Genomic DNA, 16,851 nt, shown 5'->3' with positions numbered 1-16,851 from the left:
CTCCGAACGGAGGAGCGGGTCAGCGCGCGGCGGACCAGAGCTCTACAGGGGGTGCGGCGAGTGCATCGAGCACCTCCGGGATCGGGGCGACGCCGAGTCCTGGACCCTGCGGGACGTCGATCATGCCATCGCGCAGCACGAAGGGCTCGGTGATGTCCTGACGGTAGAAGCGATCGGAGGCGGAGATGTCGCCGGGCAGGGTGAAGCCGTCGAGAGCGGCGAGCGCGGTGTTCGCCGCGCGGCCGAGCCCCGTCTCCAGCATTCCGCCGCACCAGACGGCGACGCCGTGCGCACGCGCGAGGTCGTGGATGCGACGCGCTTCGAGGTAGCCGCCGACCCGGCCGGGCTTGACGTTGATGACGGATGCGGCACCGAGGCTGATCGCATCCGCGGTGTCCTTCGCCGACTCGATCGACTCGTCCAGGCAGATCGGCGTGTGCATCATCTGCGCGAGCTTCGCGTGCTGGACGAGATCGTCCTCCGCGAGCGGCTGCTCGATCAGCAGCAGGCCGTAGTCGTCGAGGCGACGCAGCTGGCGGGCATCCACCAGCGTGTAGGCGGCGTTCGCATCGACCTGCAGCGACACATCATCGCCGAAGGCGCGTCGCACGGCAGCGACCGGCTCGATGTCCCATCCGGGCTGGATCTTCAGCTTGATGCGGACGTAGCCCTCTTCGAGGTAGCCGCCGACCGCACCGAGCAGGTCGTCGATCGAGTCCTGGATGCCGACCGAGACGCCCGACGGCACCGCGGTGCGCGTCGCCCCGAAATACGACGCGAACGAGATGCCGTGTCCGCGCAGCTGCGCGTCGAGGACGGCCATCTCCAGAGCCGACTTCGCCATGCGGTGTCCGACGATGTGCTCGAGGACGGATGCGACGGTCTCGGCCGTGATCTCGCGACCCGACTCCTGCGCCGCGAACAGCGCGGGGACGAGGTAGCGCTCGGTGACTTCGCGGGCGCCGCGCAGGTACTCCGACGAGTAGACCGGATCGGAGAGGCTGACGCACTCACCCCAGCCGACGACCGACTCGGTGCCCTGCGCGGTGCGCACGGCGCCTGCGATTCGCAGCAGGTAGGTGTTGCGCACCGTCTGGGTTCCGAACGAGGTCGTGAAGGGCGAGACGATCGGCAGCGAGAGCTCGCGGAGCTGGATCGATTCGATGAGCATTAGTTCCTCCTGCGGAAGATGTAGCGGTGGGCGGAGTCGAATCCGAGTGACTCCCAGTTCTCGACGACCTCCGGCAGAGCCTCACGCAACGCGAGACGCCAGGTGCGCGCGGCGGCCGGGTCCTCCAGGCGCATCCGCTCGATGTCGGCGGGCGTCTGCACGGCGACGACATCGGCGCCGAGCGCGCCGGTGTCGATGACAGGACGCCCGTCCGCGGCCATGGCCAGCAGCGGTGCCGCGTCCGCGGCCTGCAGGGGTTCGGGGAGGCGCCCGGCGCCCTGGAGCTGCCAGGCGACGAGCATTCGGTCGCTCTCATCGCCCTGGTTGACACCGTCGGTCATCTCGCCGTAGTAGTTCGCGTGGTACTTCACGGGGGCGGCGCCGAGAGAGCGCAGATTGAAATGCGCGTTGCGTGAGACGAGCGGATCGAAGGTCCAGCGCACTTCGCGGATGCCTCGGGCGAGGCACCATTCGCGTTGGTGCTCCTTCAGAGCGCGACCTATGCCCATCGAGGCATATTGCGGGATGACTCCTGCGATGTGCGAGTGCAGAGCCTCGCCGAGCGGTTCGACGTGGAATCCGATGCATCCGCCGACGATCTCGTCGCCGACGAAGGCGGCCGCCGTGTAGTGGCCACCCGAGCGCAGCGCGATGAGCATCGCCAGGTCGAGCATCGTCTTGCCGGGGCTCGTGCCCCAGATGCGATCGAGGACAGTGACGAGCGCGGCGAGGTTCTCATGGCCGTCGATCTCGCGGACCGTGAACTGCTCAGACATCCGCGCCGCCCTCGATCAGCGCGCGCACGAGGCCTGCGAGCAGTGCGACGCGAGACGGGATACCCGCGACGACGGCGTGCTCGCTCTCCGCGTGCGCGCCTCCGCCCCACGCGCCCAGCCCATCGAGAGTGGGCACTCCGATGCCTGCGGTGAAGTTGCCATCGGAGGCGCCGCCGACATGCAACGGTGCTGGTACGTCGAGTCCCTCGGCGGACGCGACACGACCGGCCAATGCGAAGAGATCCGCGGACATCGCGGACTCCAGCGGGGCGCGGTTCGGACCGCCGGTCACTGTCACTCTCGCGCCGGAGAGCTGCGGCGCGATCGCACGCATCGCCTGATCGACGCGCTGCTGCGAGGCGACGGAGGTCACCCGCACGTCCACGTCGAGCACAGCCTCGGCCGGCACGGTGTTCGTGGTGGTCCCACCGGAGATCACACTCGGCACGACGCTGAGACCGGGCTCGCTCGCGTGCAGCGCGTTGACCGCCAGGATCACCTCGGCGAGACCGACGACGGCGTTCACACCACGGTCGGGTTCGAGCCCGGCGTGCGCGGCCAGCCCATGCACCGTGAAGCGGTACATCGACGTGCCCTTGCGCTGCGTCTTGAGTTCGCCGGCGTCGCCGCCTGCTTCCAGGACGAGGGCGGCGGATGCTCCGGCCGCGGTCTCTTCGATGAGGGCGCGCGAGCTCGGCGATCCCACCTCTTCATCGCCGGTCACCAGCAGGGTGACGCCGTCGAGTGCACTCGCATCCTGCTCCTTCAGGATCGCGAGTGCATGCACGGCCATCGCGATGCCGGTCTTCATGTCGACCGACCCAGGGCCGCGCAGGATCCCGTCGTGCACCTCTGCGGGGATGCGCTGCAGTGTGCCGACCGGCCACACCGTGTCGTGGTGCGCGACGATCACGACACGTGTCGATGCGCCCCCGTGCCAGCGCAGGTGCGTCACGCCGTCGATGACGATGCGCTCCGGTTCGCTCCCGAGCCGCCTGCGCACGAGGGCGCTGACAGCATCGGCGCTCTGCGCGACGGCAGCATGATCCGCGGACGGCGACTCGACCCGCATGAGATCGATCGCATCGGCGACGAGCGCGTCGAGCCGGGTCTGGGCTGTGGTGAGAAGGCGGGCCTCAGGCATCCTGTGCCTTTCGGAATGCCCGTGTACCGAAGTGCAGCACGGTGCCACCCGGGTGGTCGTGCCGCCACACACGGGGGTACAGGGGCATGCCGGGAACGGTCGCGGCGTAGGCGCCATCCGCTGCTCTGATGATCTGGAATGACGTCGTCCACTCCATGAGCTCGCGGCCCGACGGGTTGGCGCTGTCGGTGCGCTCGGCGCTCAGCGTCTCGCCGTCCCAGCTGATCGTGATGCTCGCGGCCGCGTCGCCGTAGGTGCCGACGAGTTCGGCAGCCTCTTCCGCGGTGATCGGGGCACCGGCCGGATCGGGGCCGAAGGGGGCGGATGCCTCGATGCCCGCGATGCTGCGGAAGGCATCGCGCATCAGCTCATTCGCCGCAGCGCCCATCAGGCCGCCGTTCGCGAGCAGGACCACCGCGATGCCGGCATCTGCGGAGATCCGCAGGAACGCCTGCTGTCCCAGCGTGCCGCCATCGTGGCCGTGGATGCGGTGGCCGCTCCACACATGCTGGATCCATGCAAGGCCCTGCACGTCGGCGAAGCCGGTCATGCCGACGACCTTCTGGTCTTCGATCATGGCGGCGTGCGATGCCCGCGACAGCAGCACAGGGTTCTCGGCGAGGGAGTCCGCAGCGAAGCGCAGGACGTCCTCGGCGCGGGCGCTGATGAGACCCGCGGGTCCCGCCGAGCGCGTGATCATGACGTGCGACACCGGCGCCGCGGAGCCGTCGCGGATATCACCGGTGTGGCCGACGGCGGAGGCGAAGCGCAGCGTGTCCTCGGGCAGTGTCGTGGTGTGCGTGAGGCCGAGCGGTTCGAGGATGCGCTCGCGCAGCACCTCGTCCCAGGTCGCCCCGCGGAGCACCTCGATCATGCGCCCGAGGATGCCGAAGGCGGTGTTGCAGTACGACCAGTCCGCGCCGGGAGCGAAGTTCTGCACGACGTCGCCGAGCGCCTCGAGATACCGTGCCACGTTGTCGTCGCCGCGGCCCGTGTCGAGGAAGACATCGCCGTCGATGCCGCTCGTGTGCGTGAGCAGCTGGCGCGCGGTCACACTCACCGAGACCGCTTCGTCGGCAACGGCGAACTGCGGCAGAACGGCCCGCACCGGGGCATCCAGGTCGAGCAGCCCCTCCTCGACGAGCTGCATGACGAGCACGCCCGTCCAGGTCTTCGTGATCGAGCCGATCTGGAACAGTGCATCGGGCGTCGCGGGGGCACCGGTCGTCGCATTCAGGACTCCGGCCGAGACGACGTCGACCTCCACGCCCGAGCGGGTCGTCGTGAGGATGCCGAAGCTGGCACCGGGGATGCCGTACTTGTCGAGCACGGTCTCCAGGCGGCGCTGCCAGAGCGCCCGGTCGACGGTGGCCTTCGCGGGCAGCGGGGACAGCTGACGCTCGAACCAGGCGACGAGGCGGCGGCTGTAGTCCACCCGGTGCGAGGGCGTGCCGTTGAGCACGAACGCGTGCGCGCCCCCGGGGTAGACGACGAGCTCGGACTCGACGCCGGCGAGTGCGAGGCCCGCGTGCCACTGTTCGGCCTGGAGCACCGGACACAGCAGATCGGCGCCGCCGTGCAGGATGAGCGTCGGCGCCGTGACCTCGCTGACGCGGGCGAGCGGTGAGAGCACGCTGGCACGGCCGCTCTGGGGATCGAACTCGAGGCGGTCGAGCAGGATGCCGTCGGTGGATGCCCCGGCGAACTGTCCCAGATCGGCGACGAGTCCGCCCGTGACGGCGGCGACGAAGCGATCGGTCCACGCCGTCAGCGCGCAGGTCATGAAGCCGCCGTAGCTGTAGCCGGTGACGACGAGCTGCGCCGGGTCGGCGATTCCCTCCGCGACGAGCTGGTCGATCGGCTCCAGAAAGTCCTGCAGGTCGGCCTCACCCCAGGCGTCGTAGACGGCGGTGAAGAAGTCCTCGCCGTAACCGTCGCTGCCGCGCGGGTTCACCATGAGCACGGTGTAGCCACGGGAGACGAGGTCGGCGTGGTGCGGCTGCATGACCGACTGTGTTCCCGTCCACGCGTTGTGCGGGCCGCCGTGCACGTCCAGCACGAGAGGCCCTGCGACAGTGAGCGCGGGGTCGCGAAGGAGGAACGCCTCGACCGTCGTGCCATCCGAGATCGTAAAGGTCCTGCACTGCGCAGCAGGGAACTCCACGCCGTCGAGTGCGGCTCCGAACGAGGTCAGGACCGCTGGGTCCCCTTCGGATGCTGCAGCGAGGGGCACCTCGACGATCTCGCCGAAGCTCGTGGGCGTCGCGAGAACGGCGCGCACCGAGGTCGCGCCCACGGCGATTCCGGAGACGACCCGCTGCGTTCCGGTGAGGATCGGACGCGCCTCGCCGCCGGCGAGCGGCACGGCCCAGATCTCGGTGGATCCGCCTTCCCGCAGGCAGAAGGCAACCTCGCCGTCAGCGGTGAGCGCGGGGCGTCCGCCGGGGTAGCCGGGGCCGCCGGGCATGACGTTGCGGTCGAGTGCAGCGGTGAGCGAGCGGTCGGCGACCGCCGGGTCGAGGCTCAGCACCAGCAGGTGTGCGTGTCCCACGGCGGGGGCTGTGGCTCCGACCGCGATGACGGCGTCGCCGCTGGGAGTCCAGAGCAGCGGGCCGTGAACGGCCGTCGCGGTGCCGATCGCGCGCGTCGGGTAGCTGAGCAGCGAGAGGTCGAGCACATGCACCTGCGAGGAGCGCTGCTCCACAGCATCCGCGTCGTTGTCCGCGGCAAACGCGAGAGACATGCCGTCCGGGGAATATGCCGGTGCCGTCGCGTCGAAGTCGCCGTCGGTGAGTCGGGTGATGCGGCCCGTGGCGAGTGAGAGCTGGAACAGATGACTGCGCGCGTCCGCACGCACACCGACACCGTCGATCTTGTAGCGGCGATCCGGTGCGACGAGGACGCCGCTGTCATCAGCGCGCCGCGAGACGGAGGCGGCGAAGGCGATACGCGTGCCATCGGGCGACATGGCAGGCGCGCCGACACCCTGCGGGAGGCGCGGATCCGCGTGCGTCAGAGCGCGCGGGGCGCCGCCGTCAGGGTGGATCGCCCACAGCTGCGGCAGGCCCGCCGCATCCGGACGCACGAAGACGATGTCGCCCGTGCTCTCGTTCCAGGCCGGGGCCGCATCCGACGGACCCTCGGTGAGACGGCGAACTGTGCCATCCTCGATCAGCCAGAGGGAGAAGTCGTTGCCGTCAGCCGCCCGGTCGACGGCCGAGCGCACGAAGACCGTGCGTCCGGCAGAGTTCGTCACCGGCGCCGTGGGGACCACGACATCGAGGTAGTCGTCGATCTGCGCGGGGCGCGTCGAAGGGCTCTGGGTGTCGTTCATCGCATCATCCTTCATCGGAACAGGGTTTCGCCGAGCTGGGGAATCGCGGCCATCAGTCCGCGCGTGTACTCATGCTGGGGGTTGTCGATCACGTCGAGCACGGGCCCCGTCTCGACCAGTTCGCCGTGGCGCATGACCGCGACGTCATCGCACACGTAGCGCACGACGGCGAGGTTGTGGCTGACGAAGAGCATCGTGAGCTGAAGTTCGCGCTGCAGTTCGAGGAGCAGATTGAGCACGGCGCCCTGCACCGAGACATCGAGCGCCGAGGTGATCTCGTCGGCCAGCAGAACGGTCGGGGAGGCGGCCAATGCGCGTGCGATCGCGATGCGCTGGCGCTGTCCGCCCGAGAACGCCGTCGGCAGATCGTGCGCTTTGCGGGGGTCGAGGTGCACGGTCTGCAGCAGGCGCTCGACCTGCGCGGCGATCTCGGTGCGACGCGGTCGGGGCTTCCCGTCGCGGCGCGCGGCCGCCGTGAGCGCCTCGGCGATCGAGTCGCTGATCGTCATGCGGGGGTCGAGGCACGCCGAGGGATCCTGGAAGATCATCTGGATGCGACGGCGCAGCGCCCGCGCTTCACCCTTGGCGTGCACGAGGTCGACGCCGTCGGCCGTGATGCGTCCCGACGACGGTTCGACGAGTCCCACGGCGGCACGCGCGAGGGTGGACTTGCCGGAGCCGGACTCTCCGACGAGGCCCATGATGCGACCTGAGGCGACCTCGAGGTCGACACCGCGCACCGCGTGGAAGGCGCGGCCACCGCGGCCGAAATGCACGTGCACGTTCTCGAAGCGCAGCGCGGTCATCGCACGGCCTCCGTCTCCGTCTCGGCGGCGAAGCGGACACGTGCCTCGTCATCGATCGTCGCGAGCGGGGCGTCGCGATCGGTAGTCATGGTCGGCACTGCGGCGAGCAGGGCGCGCGTGTACGGGTGGGTGGCGCGGCCGGCGAGCAGGTCGTCCGTCGTGATGTCCTCGACCAGGTGGCCCTGGTACATGACGAGCACGCGCGTGCAGACGCCGGTGACCACGGCCATGTCGTGGGAGATGAGCAGCAGCGCGGCGCCCGTCTCTGCGCGTACGTCGTGCAGCAGGCGTAGCACCTCATGCTGCACCGTGACGTCGAGTGCGGTGGTCGGCTCATCGGCGATGATGAGCGACGGGCTGCCCATGAGTCCCATCGCGATCATGGCGCGCTGGCGCATACCGCCCGAGAACTCATGTGGAAGCTGCTTCGCTCGGCGTGCGGCATCCGGAATCTTCACGTCCTGGAGTCGCTGCACCGCCTTGCGGGCGGCCTCGCTGCGGCTCAGCCCCTCGTGCAGCCAGCCGATCTCCGCGACCTGGGCGCCCACGCGCAACGCGGGGTTGAGCGACGACATCGGGTCCTGGAACACCATCGCCATGCGGGTGCCGAGCAGCTTCGAGATCTGTCGGGCTCCTGCGCGTCCTGCGCCCGCGATCTGGGTGCCGGCGAAGCGGATGCTGCCCGCGTCGACCTGCACAGGCTCCTGCGTGAGCTGGGCGACGGACAGGCACGTGAGGCTCTTGCCTGATCCCGACTCGCCCACGATGCCCACGGCTTCCCCCGCGGCGACGCGGAAGCTGACGCCGTCGACGGCGCGGCTCCAGCCGTCTCCTGTGGGAACTGTGACCGTGAGGTTCTGCACGTCGAGTATGGCGTCCGTGGCGACGGGCGGCTGAGGAGCGGATGCTGCGGGCAGGCGCAGCGCCGGACGACGGCGGGGCAGGCTGCGCTGCACACCTGTGCCGCGCGCGATCGCCTCGCCGGTGAGCGTGAAGATGAGCCCCGCGAGCACGACGGCGATGCCAGGAGCGAGCGCCGTGGCCGGGTTCACGAAGATCTTGGACAGGCCCTCGTTCAGCATCCGCCCCCAGTCGAACTCAGGCGGCTGGATGCCGAGCCCGAGGAACGACAGGCCAGCGAACGCGATGAGGCCATTGCCGAGCGAGATCGAGGCGTTCACGATCAGCGGCTCGCGCACGTTTGGCAGGATGTGGCGGAAGAGCAGCCCGGCACGGCTCACGCCGAGCACCCGGGCGGCGTCGATGAACTCGCGCCCGGCGATCGACGACGTCAGCGTGTGGGTGAGGCGCGCATACGCCGGGGCGAGCGCGATGCCGACGGCGAGGACCGCGGAGCCGCTGCCCTTGCCGAAGATGATCAGCAGGAAGATCGCCAGCAGCAGCGCCGGGAAGGCAATCGCGAAGTTCAGGATCGCGACGAGGATGCGACCGGCCCACCGCGGAAGCAGGGCGGGCAGGGTGCCAAGGACGACGCCCATGCCGACGCCGAGGCCGACTGCGCCGAGAGCCATCAACACGCTCAGTCGGGTGGCCGCCATGGTGCGCGCGAAGACGTCGCGGCCCGCGGCATCCGTTCCGAAGATGTGCTCCGCGCTCGGTCCCTGCGACAGTGCCATCGGGTTCGGTGTGACCGCCTGCTCACCCCAGACGATGGGGCCGATGATCGCGAACGTCGTCAGCACGAGCAAGCCGAGTGCGGCGAGGATGCCGAGCGGCGTGCGCAGCGTGGTGCGGATCCAGTGCGGGCGTCGCACGGCAGGAGGGGCGAGTTCGATGGTCATGTCTCACGCCTCCGTGATCGTGGAGCGGGGATCGATGAGGGCGAGCACGATGTCGACGATCAGGTTGATCAGCAGCACCATCCCGCCATAGACGACCACGAGAGTCTGGGCGAGTGGGTAGTCCTTGCCCGTGATCGAGGCGACGAGAGTCTGCCCCAGACCCGGCCAGGCGAAGATGCTCTCCACCAGGATCGTGCCCGCGATCAGGGAGCCGAGCATGATGCCCGCCAGCGTCAGCGTCGGTGTGAGCAGATTCGGCAGGGCGTGACGCAGGTAGAGGAGAGCTGCCGGCATGCGCTTCGCGCGTGCCGTGCGGATGTAGTCGGTGTCGAGGACATTCAGCGCTTCGATGCGCACGATCCGAGAGAGGGAAGCGGTCGCGCCGAGCGCGAGAGCGGCGACCGGAAGCACGTAGCTCGCCGGCCCCGTGCGTCCGGCGACCGGCAGCAGGTGCGTCGCGACGGCGAAGATGTAGACGAGTCCGACGCCGAAGAGGAATTCCGGCACCACGGCGAAGATGCCGGTGACCGAGGTGTAGCCGACCTCCAGGCCGCGTCGGCGTCCGCCGCGGGTGAGGGCGGCGAAGAGGATGCCGAGGGGAACTGCGACCACGAGCACGACCACGATCGTGAGCAACGCGAGCTCGAGCGTCGCGGGCAGGCGAGCCGCGATGACGTCGAAGACCGGCTGCTGCAGGCTCAGCGAGTTCCCCGGGTTTCCCGTGAGCAGACCGCCCAGGAAGCGGAAGTACTGCTCATGCAGCGGAAGGTCGAGCCCCAGCTGGCGGCGCATGTCTTCCACGACCTCGACCGACGCGTTCATCCCGACCACCATCCGCACCGGGTCGCCGGGGATGAGCTGCAGCATCAGGAACGCCGCCGTCACGAGCCCCCAGAGCGACAGAGCGAACAGCCCCAGGCGGCGAAGGAGGAAGGATGGCCAGCCGCCCGCGGCGAACCAGGAGGTCCGCCGCGGGCGAAGGGTCGCGTCGATCGAAGTCATCGTGTCGCTAACGTGGGGATTCTCTTACTTGGTGACCCGCAGGGCCGGGCCCGAGATCCTGGTTCCGAACTCGAGCTCCGCACCGTTGAAGTAGGTCTTCTTGATCGAGTCGGCGAACGGCACGACCGAGGTCTGCGCGAACAGCGCCTTCTCGGCATCAGCCCATGCGGCGCAGGCCTCGGCGCCGACGAGCTCGGTGGCTGCGGCCACGGCGGCGTCGTACTCGGGGTTGCTGACCTGCAGGAAGTTCAGACCCTCGGCCGGTGCAGGACCGCTGAAGAACGGCACCAGCATGCTGGGAAGATTCACGTAGATGGGCTCCCACGCGATGTCCCAGCCGGAGTTGTCGGTGCCGCTCAGCAGCACCTCGACGGTCTTGTTCGAGTCGCCGGAGGTGACCTCGACGTCGGCACCGAGCTCGGTCCACGCCTGCAGCGCGACATCGGCGGCGGCGTCATAGGTGTCGCCCATCGAGTCGTAGAAGAAGTTCAGGCTCAGCGGCTGGCCGTCCTTCGCATAGATGCCATCCGCGCCCTTTGCCCACCCAGCGCTTTCGAGCGTCTTGGCGGCGGCCTGGGGGTCGAAGGCCGGCAGGTTGCCGGTCACGGTGTCATCGACGCAGGCGCGCGGGTCGGTCGAGACGAGGCTCGTGGAAGGCACGCCGCGGCCGCCGGTGATCACCGCGGCGAGATCCTGCAGGTTGACGGCCTGCACGAGCGCGGTGCGCACGGCGACATCGGAGGTCGGTCGGTCCGTTCCGTGGTTGAAGTACATCTCGCCGGCGATCGCCCGACTTTCTGCGGCGGCGAAGCCGGAAGCGTCGAGACGCTCCTGGTCGGCGCCGGTGATGACGGCGGCGTTGATCTCGCCGGACAGCAGTTGGTTGGCGGCCGTCGACTCGTTCGTGATGATCTTCACCTCGACCGTCTTGGGGGTGCCTTCCGTCTTGGCGGTGGCGTCGTTCGGTCCCCAGGCGTAGTCGTCGCGGCGGGTGTAGGTGTAGCTGTCGTTTGCGACCGAGGCGGTCAGCTCGTACATGCCCGAGCCGACAGTGCCCGTGCTGGCCGACTCCGGGTCGGTGAGCGCGGCGTCGCAGAGGATGGGCAGACGCGACAGATTGAGCAGGAGGAAGGGGGATGCGGCGGGCGTCGAGATCGTGACGGTGTTGCCGTCTGCGACAGCGCTGGCCGTCGCGGGGACGTAGACGCCGCGCAGGGCGGACTTGTTGTCCTCCGTGGTGACGAACGTGATGTTGTCGGCGACGGTCTGGGCGGTCAGGGGGGTGCCGTCCGAGCAGACGATGCCGTCACGCAGCGTGAATGTCGCGGAGGACGGCGTCTCGTCCCAGGACTCGGCGAGCCATGGGCTGACCTCGCTGGTCGCCGGGTCGACGTAGACGAGGAAGTCGTAGCTGAGCTGCGCGAGCTGGTGCGTCGGGCTGCCCGCGGTGAGCAGCGGGTTGAGGTTGCCGGGGTCGGCGTTCAGCGCCATCGTGAAGGTGCCGTCGACGGCGGGCTCGCCCGAGCCTGCGGGGGCAGCGCCGCCCGCGCACGCGGTGAGGGTGAGCGCGGCCGTGGCTGCGAGAGCGAGGGGCGCGAGGATTCGGGATCGCATGTTGCCTCCGGATCGGGTGGATGCTGTGAGTGCGTTCCCTCTACCCAACATGATCGCGCGCGCACAGCATTGTCGATAGAGACAGACTTTGCTCCATCCATTGTCCGAATGGACAAATCACGGGAGGGTGCTCGACGAGGAAAACCTCAGATCATGCCGAAGAGTCGCAGCTGCAACATCAGTCCGAAGCGGCGCTCCGGGTCATAGAGCTCCGTGCCGACGATCGCGTTGAGCTTGCGCAGGCGGTAGCGGAAGGTGTTCGGGTGCACGTGCAACGCCTCTGCCGCCACACCGACGTCGCCGAAGGCGTCCAGCCAGGCGGCGAGCGTCACGACGTACTCCGTTCCGTGCGCGGCGTCGTGCGCGCGCAGGTCGACGAGCGGTCCTGTCGCGGTGACGCCGTCGGCGGTGAGCTGATCCGACAGGCGTAGCAGCAACGACTCGATCTGCACCTCGTCGTCGGTCGCGACGCGACGCGACTGCGCATCGCGATAGGAGTGCGCCAGCACGCGCAGGGCGCGGTCGGCTGCGGCGCGCGCATGCTGCAGCTCGGTCACCTGCGCGGCAGGACCGCCGACGCCGACCACGACCGCGCGCCCGTGCCGGAAGCGCTCCGAGAACGTCAACGCCACCTGCCGTGCGAAGTCGGTGGACGGATGCTCCTGCAGGTGCGGCAGCACGGCGTAGACCGTGCCGCCCACGGGGGCGGCCACCGACAGGGGGTGAAGCTGGTGAAGGTAGAGGCCGAGCGCATCGGCGAGACGCTGCAGGTTCGCTGCCTCATCGCTCGGGCTGCCGGAGCGACCCGCGGGCGCCGCCGCGAGGATCGACGTCGGTGCGCTGCCGTACCCGAGGCGCTCCGCCGCCTCACGTGCCTGCACTCCACCGGCGATCAGGTCGAGAACCTCGTTGGCGCGCAGGCGGCGTGCCGCATCCGAACTGGCTCGCTGCCGGAACAGCGTGATCGATGCCACCGCCGCCGCCTCCGTCAGCGCCCCGGTCTGGAGGGGCGTCAGCTCGTCGTCGACGATGGCCCAGATCGAACCCAGGGATTCGCCTCCTGCTCGCACACGCATCGCGACGCGCGGGAGGATGCCCTCGCCGATGGAGCCCAGGAACACGGGCGTGGCCGAGGAATCGATACGGCGTAACGCTCCTGATCGGGCGAGGATCTCGGTGTAGTACTGGGGCACCTGATGACCGAGCACACTGTGCTTGCGGGCCTCGTCGCCCTTGGCCTGGTCGGCAGAGAACGCGAGGATGCGGTGCGCATTGTTCTCGATCGTCACGGGGCCCCCGAGAACCGATGAGAGCGAGTTGGCGAGGTCGAAGAGATCGGATGCCGCCGCCGCATCCCCGTCGTCGTCGATGCCGTATCTCGCGGTCGTCGGCTCCTCCGCCAGGTAGGAGGCCAGGCGCAGCCAGTCGACGCCGATCGGTGCACCGAGGATCGCCAGTGCGCCCTGCTCCGCCAGCGCCCTGGTCTCGTCGTCGAGAGGGACGGGCTCACGCACGACGAGGGCCGCGGCTCCGGCGCGAACGGCTTCGCGTGCCGCATCCGCCACGTCAGCTGCGGTGTGCACCCCCACGCCGAGGATGAGCGCGTCCTGCGCGTTCGCGAGCTCGCCGTCCTCGTGAAGCATCGTGCGAGTGAAGACGCGGCTCGCGCTCTGGGCACTCATCAGCACCGGCACCAGGCTGAGGCGAGCAGCGCCGTCACCGACGGTCTGCTGGCGGATGCGTGCTGCGGACATCGCGGCGCCCCTCCTTCTCGGCTGACTCCAGCGTACGTTCTCGCCCGAGTGATCGGCGTCGGCGCCCCTCCCAGCCCACTCGCGTAAAATCAGCCCAATGACCGACTCGCCTGCCGTGCCCGACGACCTTGGCGACGGCCTCGATCCCGAAGATCTCGCGACGACGCTGCGCGTTCTGAAGCAGCTCGACACGATCAACGAAGAGCACCCCGACTACATCGCGGTGCGCCACGCGACCGCGGCGATGTTCAAGGCCGTCAAGCGCGTGCGCCGTCGGCAGATCCGCGATGAGATCGCGAACGCCGACAAAGCCGTCGTCGCCCGCACCGCCACCGGCGCCCCTGACCGCATCGACGACGAGACCCGCGGTCTCGATCTCGAGACGAGTGTCACGGATGCCCCGATCGCCGGCGAGCTGCTCAAGCCGCGCAACTGCTACATCTGCAAGCAGCCGTACACGATCGTCGACGCGTTCTATCACCAGCTCTGCCCGCAGTGCGCGCGCTCCAGCCACGGCAAGCGCAACGCCCGCACCGACCTCACCGGAAAGCGTGCGCTGCTCACCGGCGGCCGCGCGAAGATCGGCATGCACATCGCGCTGCGCCTGCTGCGGGACGGCGCGCACCTCACGATCACGACGCGGTTCCCGCGTGACGCCGTGCGCCGCTTCTCTGCGCTGCCTGATTCGGGCGACTGGCTGCACCGCCTCCGGGTCGTCGGCATCGACCTGCGTGACCCGGCGCAGGTGATCGGCCTCGCCGACTCGGTCGCAGCGCAAGGCCCACTCGACATCCTCATCAACAACGCGGCCCAGACCGTGCGGCGCTCGCCGGGTGCGTACTCGCTGCTCGCGGATGCCGAGCTGCAGCCGCTGCCGGATGGTCCGCTGCCCGAGATGGAGACCTTCGGCCACACCGTCGATCCGCACCCGCAGGCACTCCAGGCCTCGGTCGACGCGCACCCGCTGCTGTCGGTCGCCGCCCTCGGCGGCACGGTCGCCGAGCAGGGCGGTCAGGCGCTCACGGCAGAAGATCTGGCACGTCTCGCGATGGCTCCCGGATCCTCATCACTCGCAAAGCACGCGGATGGCACCGCGATCGACGCCGGAGGGCTCGTCCCCGACGTGAACCGCGTCAACAGCTGGGTGCAGTCGGTCGACCAGGTCGATCCGCTCGAGATGCTCGAAGTGCAGTTGTGCAACACCACGGCGCCCTTCCTGCTCATCAGCCGTCTGCGCCCCGCGATGGTCGCCTCGCAGGCGCGTCGCAAGTACATCGTGAACGTCTCGGCGATGGAAGGGCAGTTCGCCCGCCGCTACAAGGGTCCGGGGCATCCGCACACCAACATGGCGAAGGCGGCGCTCAACATGCTCACGCGCACGAGCGCGGGTGAGATGTTCGAGACCGACGGCATCCTCATGACGGCGGTGGACACCGGATGGATCACGGACGAGCGTCCGCACTTCACGAAGGTGCGTCTGGCCGAGGAGGGCTTCCACGCCCCGCTCGACCTCGTCGACGGTGCGGCCCGCGTGTACGACCCGATCGTGCGCGGCGAAGCCGGCGATGACATCTACGGCGTCTTCCTGAAGGACTACGAGCCGCACCCCTGGTGAGCAGGCGTCACGCCTCGGAGAGTGGGATCCGGACTGTCACACACAGACCGCCGTCCGTGCGCGACTGGAGCGCGAAGACGCCATCGTGCGCCTGCGCGATGCGATGCGCGATGGCGAGACCGAGGCCGACCCCCGCGTGGTCCTGGCCGGTGGACGCGGTGCGTGCGGCCCCCCGTTGAAAGGGCTCGACGAGCGTTGAGACGAGCTCCTGCGACAGCGCCGGGCCGGTGTTCGCCACCTCCAGCACGGCGGCCTCAGAGCTCACCGACGTCCGCACGGCGACCCGGCCACCGGTGGGGAGGTTGTGCACGATCGCGTTGTGCACGAGATTCATCACGAGCTGCTGGAGGAGTGCGGGTGACCCCGACACGAGCGCGGGCACGCCGGATGCCTTGATCGTCACCCCGCGCCGCTCAGCCAGCACGATGAGCGTCTCGACCGCCTCCTCGACGAGCAGCGACAGGTCCACCGTCTCGCGGGAGAAGGCCCCCGCATCCGCGCGACTGAGCGTGAGCAGCGCCTCGGTCAGCTCGATCGCCCGGCGGTTGACCGCGTCGAGCCGCTCGATGAGCGCATCCACATCGCGTTGCGGATCGGTGCGGGCGACGTCGAGCAGACTCTGCGAGATCGCGAGCGGGGTGCGCAGCTCGTGCGAGGCGTTCGCGGCGAAGCGCTTCTGCTCAGCGACCTGTGCCTCCAGCCGATCGAGCATCGAGTCGAAGACATCGGCGAGATCGCGGAACTCGTCGGCCCTGCCCTCCAGCGCCACACGATGTGAGAGGGATCCGGTGGCCACCCGCTCGGCGACCGCGCTGATGCGGGTCAGGGGCGTCAGCATCCGGCCCGCGAGCAGCCACCCGCCGGCGAGTCCGAAGCCGACGAGGAACAGGAGCGCCCACGTGGCGGGCGGGGTGAACGCGCGTACCAGGTCGGTGCGGTTGGGAACCGTGATGTTCTCGTCGGGCACGTAGCGCAGCAGGTAGAGGAAGACCACGGCGAGCAGCACGAACCCGACGATGACCACGACGGCGGCGTAGCTGAGCGTGAGCTTCCACCGTGCGCTGAGACCGCGATCTCTAGCCATCTGAGGACTCCGCCTCGATGCGGTAGCCGACGCCCGGGACGGTGCGGATCAGCCAGGGCTCACCCAGACGTTTGCGCAGCGACGACACCGTGATGCGCACTGCGTTCGTGAAGGGGTCGGCGTTCTCATCCCAGGCCCGTTCGAGTAGCGCTTCCGCGCTGACCACACCACCCGCGGCCTCGACGAGCACCTCCAGCACGGCGAACTGCTTGCGGGTGAGCGCGATGTAGCGATCGTCGCGGTACACCTCACGGCGGAAGGGATCGAGTCGCAGGCCGGCGATCTCGTGCACCGGCGGGCGGGTGTGTGCGCGTCGGCGTTGGAGCGCGCGCAGCCGCAGCACGAGCTCGCGCATCTCGAAGGGCTTGGTGAGGTAATCGTCCGCGCCGAGTTCGAAGCCGCTGGCCTTGTCGTCGAGGCGGTCGGCCGCAGTGAGCATGAGGAAGGGCATTCCGCTGCCGGATGCCACGATCTGACGCGCGATCTCGTCACCGGAGGGCCCCGGAATGTCGCGGTCGAGCACGGCGACGTCGTAGCTGTTGATATCCAGCAGCTCCAGAGCGGTGTCTCCATCGCCGGCGACGTCCGAGGCGATCGCCTCCAGCCTCAGCCCGACGTGAATCGCCTCGGCGAGCTCAGGCTCGTCCTCGACGATCAACACACGCATGCTTGCATCGTACGCATCCGCATGTATCGGGAGCGTATGGAAAACCGCATACGCTCTCGCAACGCGCGACCCACTGTGCTGG

Annotated in this window: 12 protein-coding genes; 1 reads left to right on the top strand and 11 read right to left on the bottom strand. The window is 69.3% G+C overall.

Annotated elements, in window-relative coordinates; genetic code table 11:
- Positions 1-19: 19 nt before the first annotated feature.
- From menC to AC1REM_RS02295, 9 genes are all read right to left on the bottom strand, one after another.
- Complete coding sequence (menC, locus tag AC1REM_RS02335; protein ID WP_492513141.1) at positions 20-1,171, bottom strand: o-succinylbenzoate synthase; 1,152 nt, start codon at positions 1,169-1,171, stop codon at positions 20-22.
- Positions 1,171-1,947: a GNAT family N-acetyltransferase gene (locus tag AC1REM_RS02330; protein WP_492513140.1), complete on the bottom strand. Its 777-nt coding sequence runs from the start codon at positions 1,945-1,947 to the stop codon at positions 1,171-1,173. Before AC1REM_RS02330 ends, menC begins: the two co-directional genes overlap by 1 nt.
- Positions 1,940-3,091: a M20/M25/M40 family metallo-hydrolase gene (locus AC1REM_RS02325; protein WP_492513139.1), complete on the bottom strand. Its 1,152-nt coding sequence runs from the start codon at positions 3,089-3,091 to the stop codon at positions 1,940-1,942. Before AC1REM_RS02325 ends, AC1REM_RS02330 begins: the two co-directional genes overlap by 8 nt.
- Positions 3,084-6,425 carry a serine hydrolase gene (locus AC1REM_RS02320; protein WP_492513138.1) on the bottom strand — a complete coding sequence of 1,114 codons (3,342 nt, stop codon included), beginning with the start codon at positions 6,423-6,425 and terminating at the stop codon, positions 3,084-3,086. Before AC1REM_RS02320 ends, AC1REM_RS02325 begins: the two co-directional genes overlap by 8 nt.
- A gap of 11 nt (positions 6,426-6,436) precedes the next feature.
- Positions 6,437-7,231, bottom strand: coding sequence for an ABC transporter ATP-binding protein (locus AC1REM_RS02315; protein ID WP_492513137.1), 795 nt, complete (start codon positions 7,229-7,231; stop codon positions 6,437-6,439).
- Positions 7,228-9,033, bottom strand: coding sequence for a dipeptide/oligopeptide/nickel ABC transporter permease/ATP-binding protein (locus tag AC1REM_RS02310; RefSeq protein ID WP_492513136.1), 1,806 nt, complete (start codon positions 9,031-9,033; stop codon positions 7,228-7,230). The genes AC1REM_RS02315 and AC1REM_RS02310 overlap by 4 nt, the downstream gene beginning before the upstream one ends.
- A gap of 3 nt (positions 9,034-9,036) precedes the next feature.
- The gene (locus AC1REM_RS02305) at positions 9,037-10,035 is read right to left on the bottom strand and encodes an ABC transporter permease (protein WP_492513135.1); all 999 of its coding nucleotides are present in this window, start codon (positions 10,033-10,035) and stop codon (positions 9,037-9,039) included.
- Between the two features lie 24 nt (positions 10,036-10,059).
- Positions 10,060-11,649, bottom strand: coding sequence for an ABC transporter substrate-binding protein (locus AC1REM_RS02300; RefSeq protein ID WP_492513134.1), 1,590 nt, complete (start codon positions 11,647-11,649; stop codon positions 10,060-10,062).
- Between the two features lie 146 nt (positions 11,650-11,795).
- Positions 11,796-13,403 (bottom strand): PucR family transcriptional regulator, encoded by a 1,608-nt coding sequence (locus AC1REM_RS02295; RefSeq protein ID WP_492513133.1) that lies wholly within the window; start codon positions 13,401-13,403, stop codon positions 11,796-11,798.
- 97 nt (positions 13,404-13,500) lie between these two features.
- On the opposite strand from AC1REM_RS02295, the gene AC1REM_RS02290 reads away from it, so the two are divergent.
- Positions 13,501-15,018, top strand: coding sequence for an SDR family NAD(P)-dependent oxidoreductase (locus AC1REM_RS02290; RefSeq protein WP_492513132.1), 1,518 nt, complete (start codon positions 13,501-13,503; stop codon positions 15,016-15,018).
- 7 nt (positions 15,019-15,025) lie between these two features.
- On the opposite strand, the gene AC1REM_RS02285 is transcribed toward AC1REM_RS02290, so the two are convergent.
- Together AC1REM_RS02285 and AC1REM_RS02280 are read right to left on the bottom strand one after the other, a co-directional pair.
- Positions 15,026-16,102 carry a sensor histidine kinase gene (locus AC1REM_RS02285; protein ID WP_492513131.1) on the bottom strand — a complete coding sequence of 359 codons (1,077 nt, stop codon included), beginning with the start codon at positions 16,100-16,102 and terminating at the stop codon, positions 15,026-15,028.
- Positions 16,095-16,769 carry a response regulator transcription factor gene (locus AC1REM_RS02280; protein ID WP_492513130.1) on the bottom strand — a complete coding sequence of 225 codons (675 nt, stop codon included), beginning with the start codon at positions 16,767-16,769 and terminating at the stop codon, positions 16,095-16,097. The genes AC1REM_RS02285 and AC1REM_RS02280 overlap by 8 nt, the downstream gene beginning before the upstream one ends.
- Between the last annotated feature and the right edge of the window lie 82 nt (positions 16,770-16,851).

Source organism: Microbacterium sp. GW823-FHT02G05 (assembly GCF_058797175.1).
This window is presented reverse-complemented; position numbering and strand designations above follow the sequence as displayed.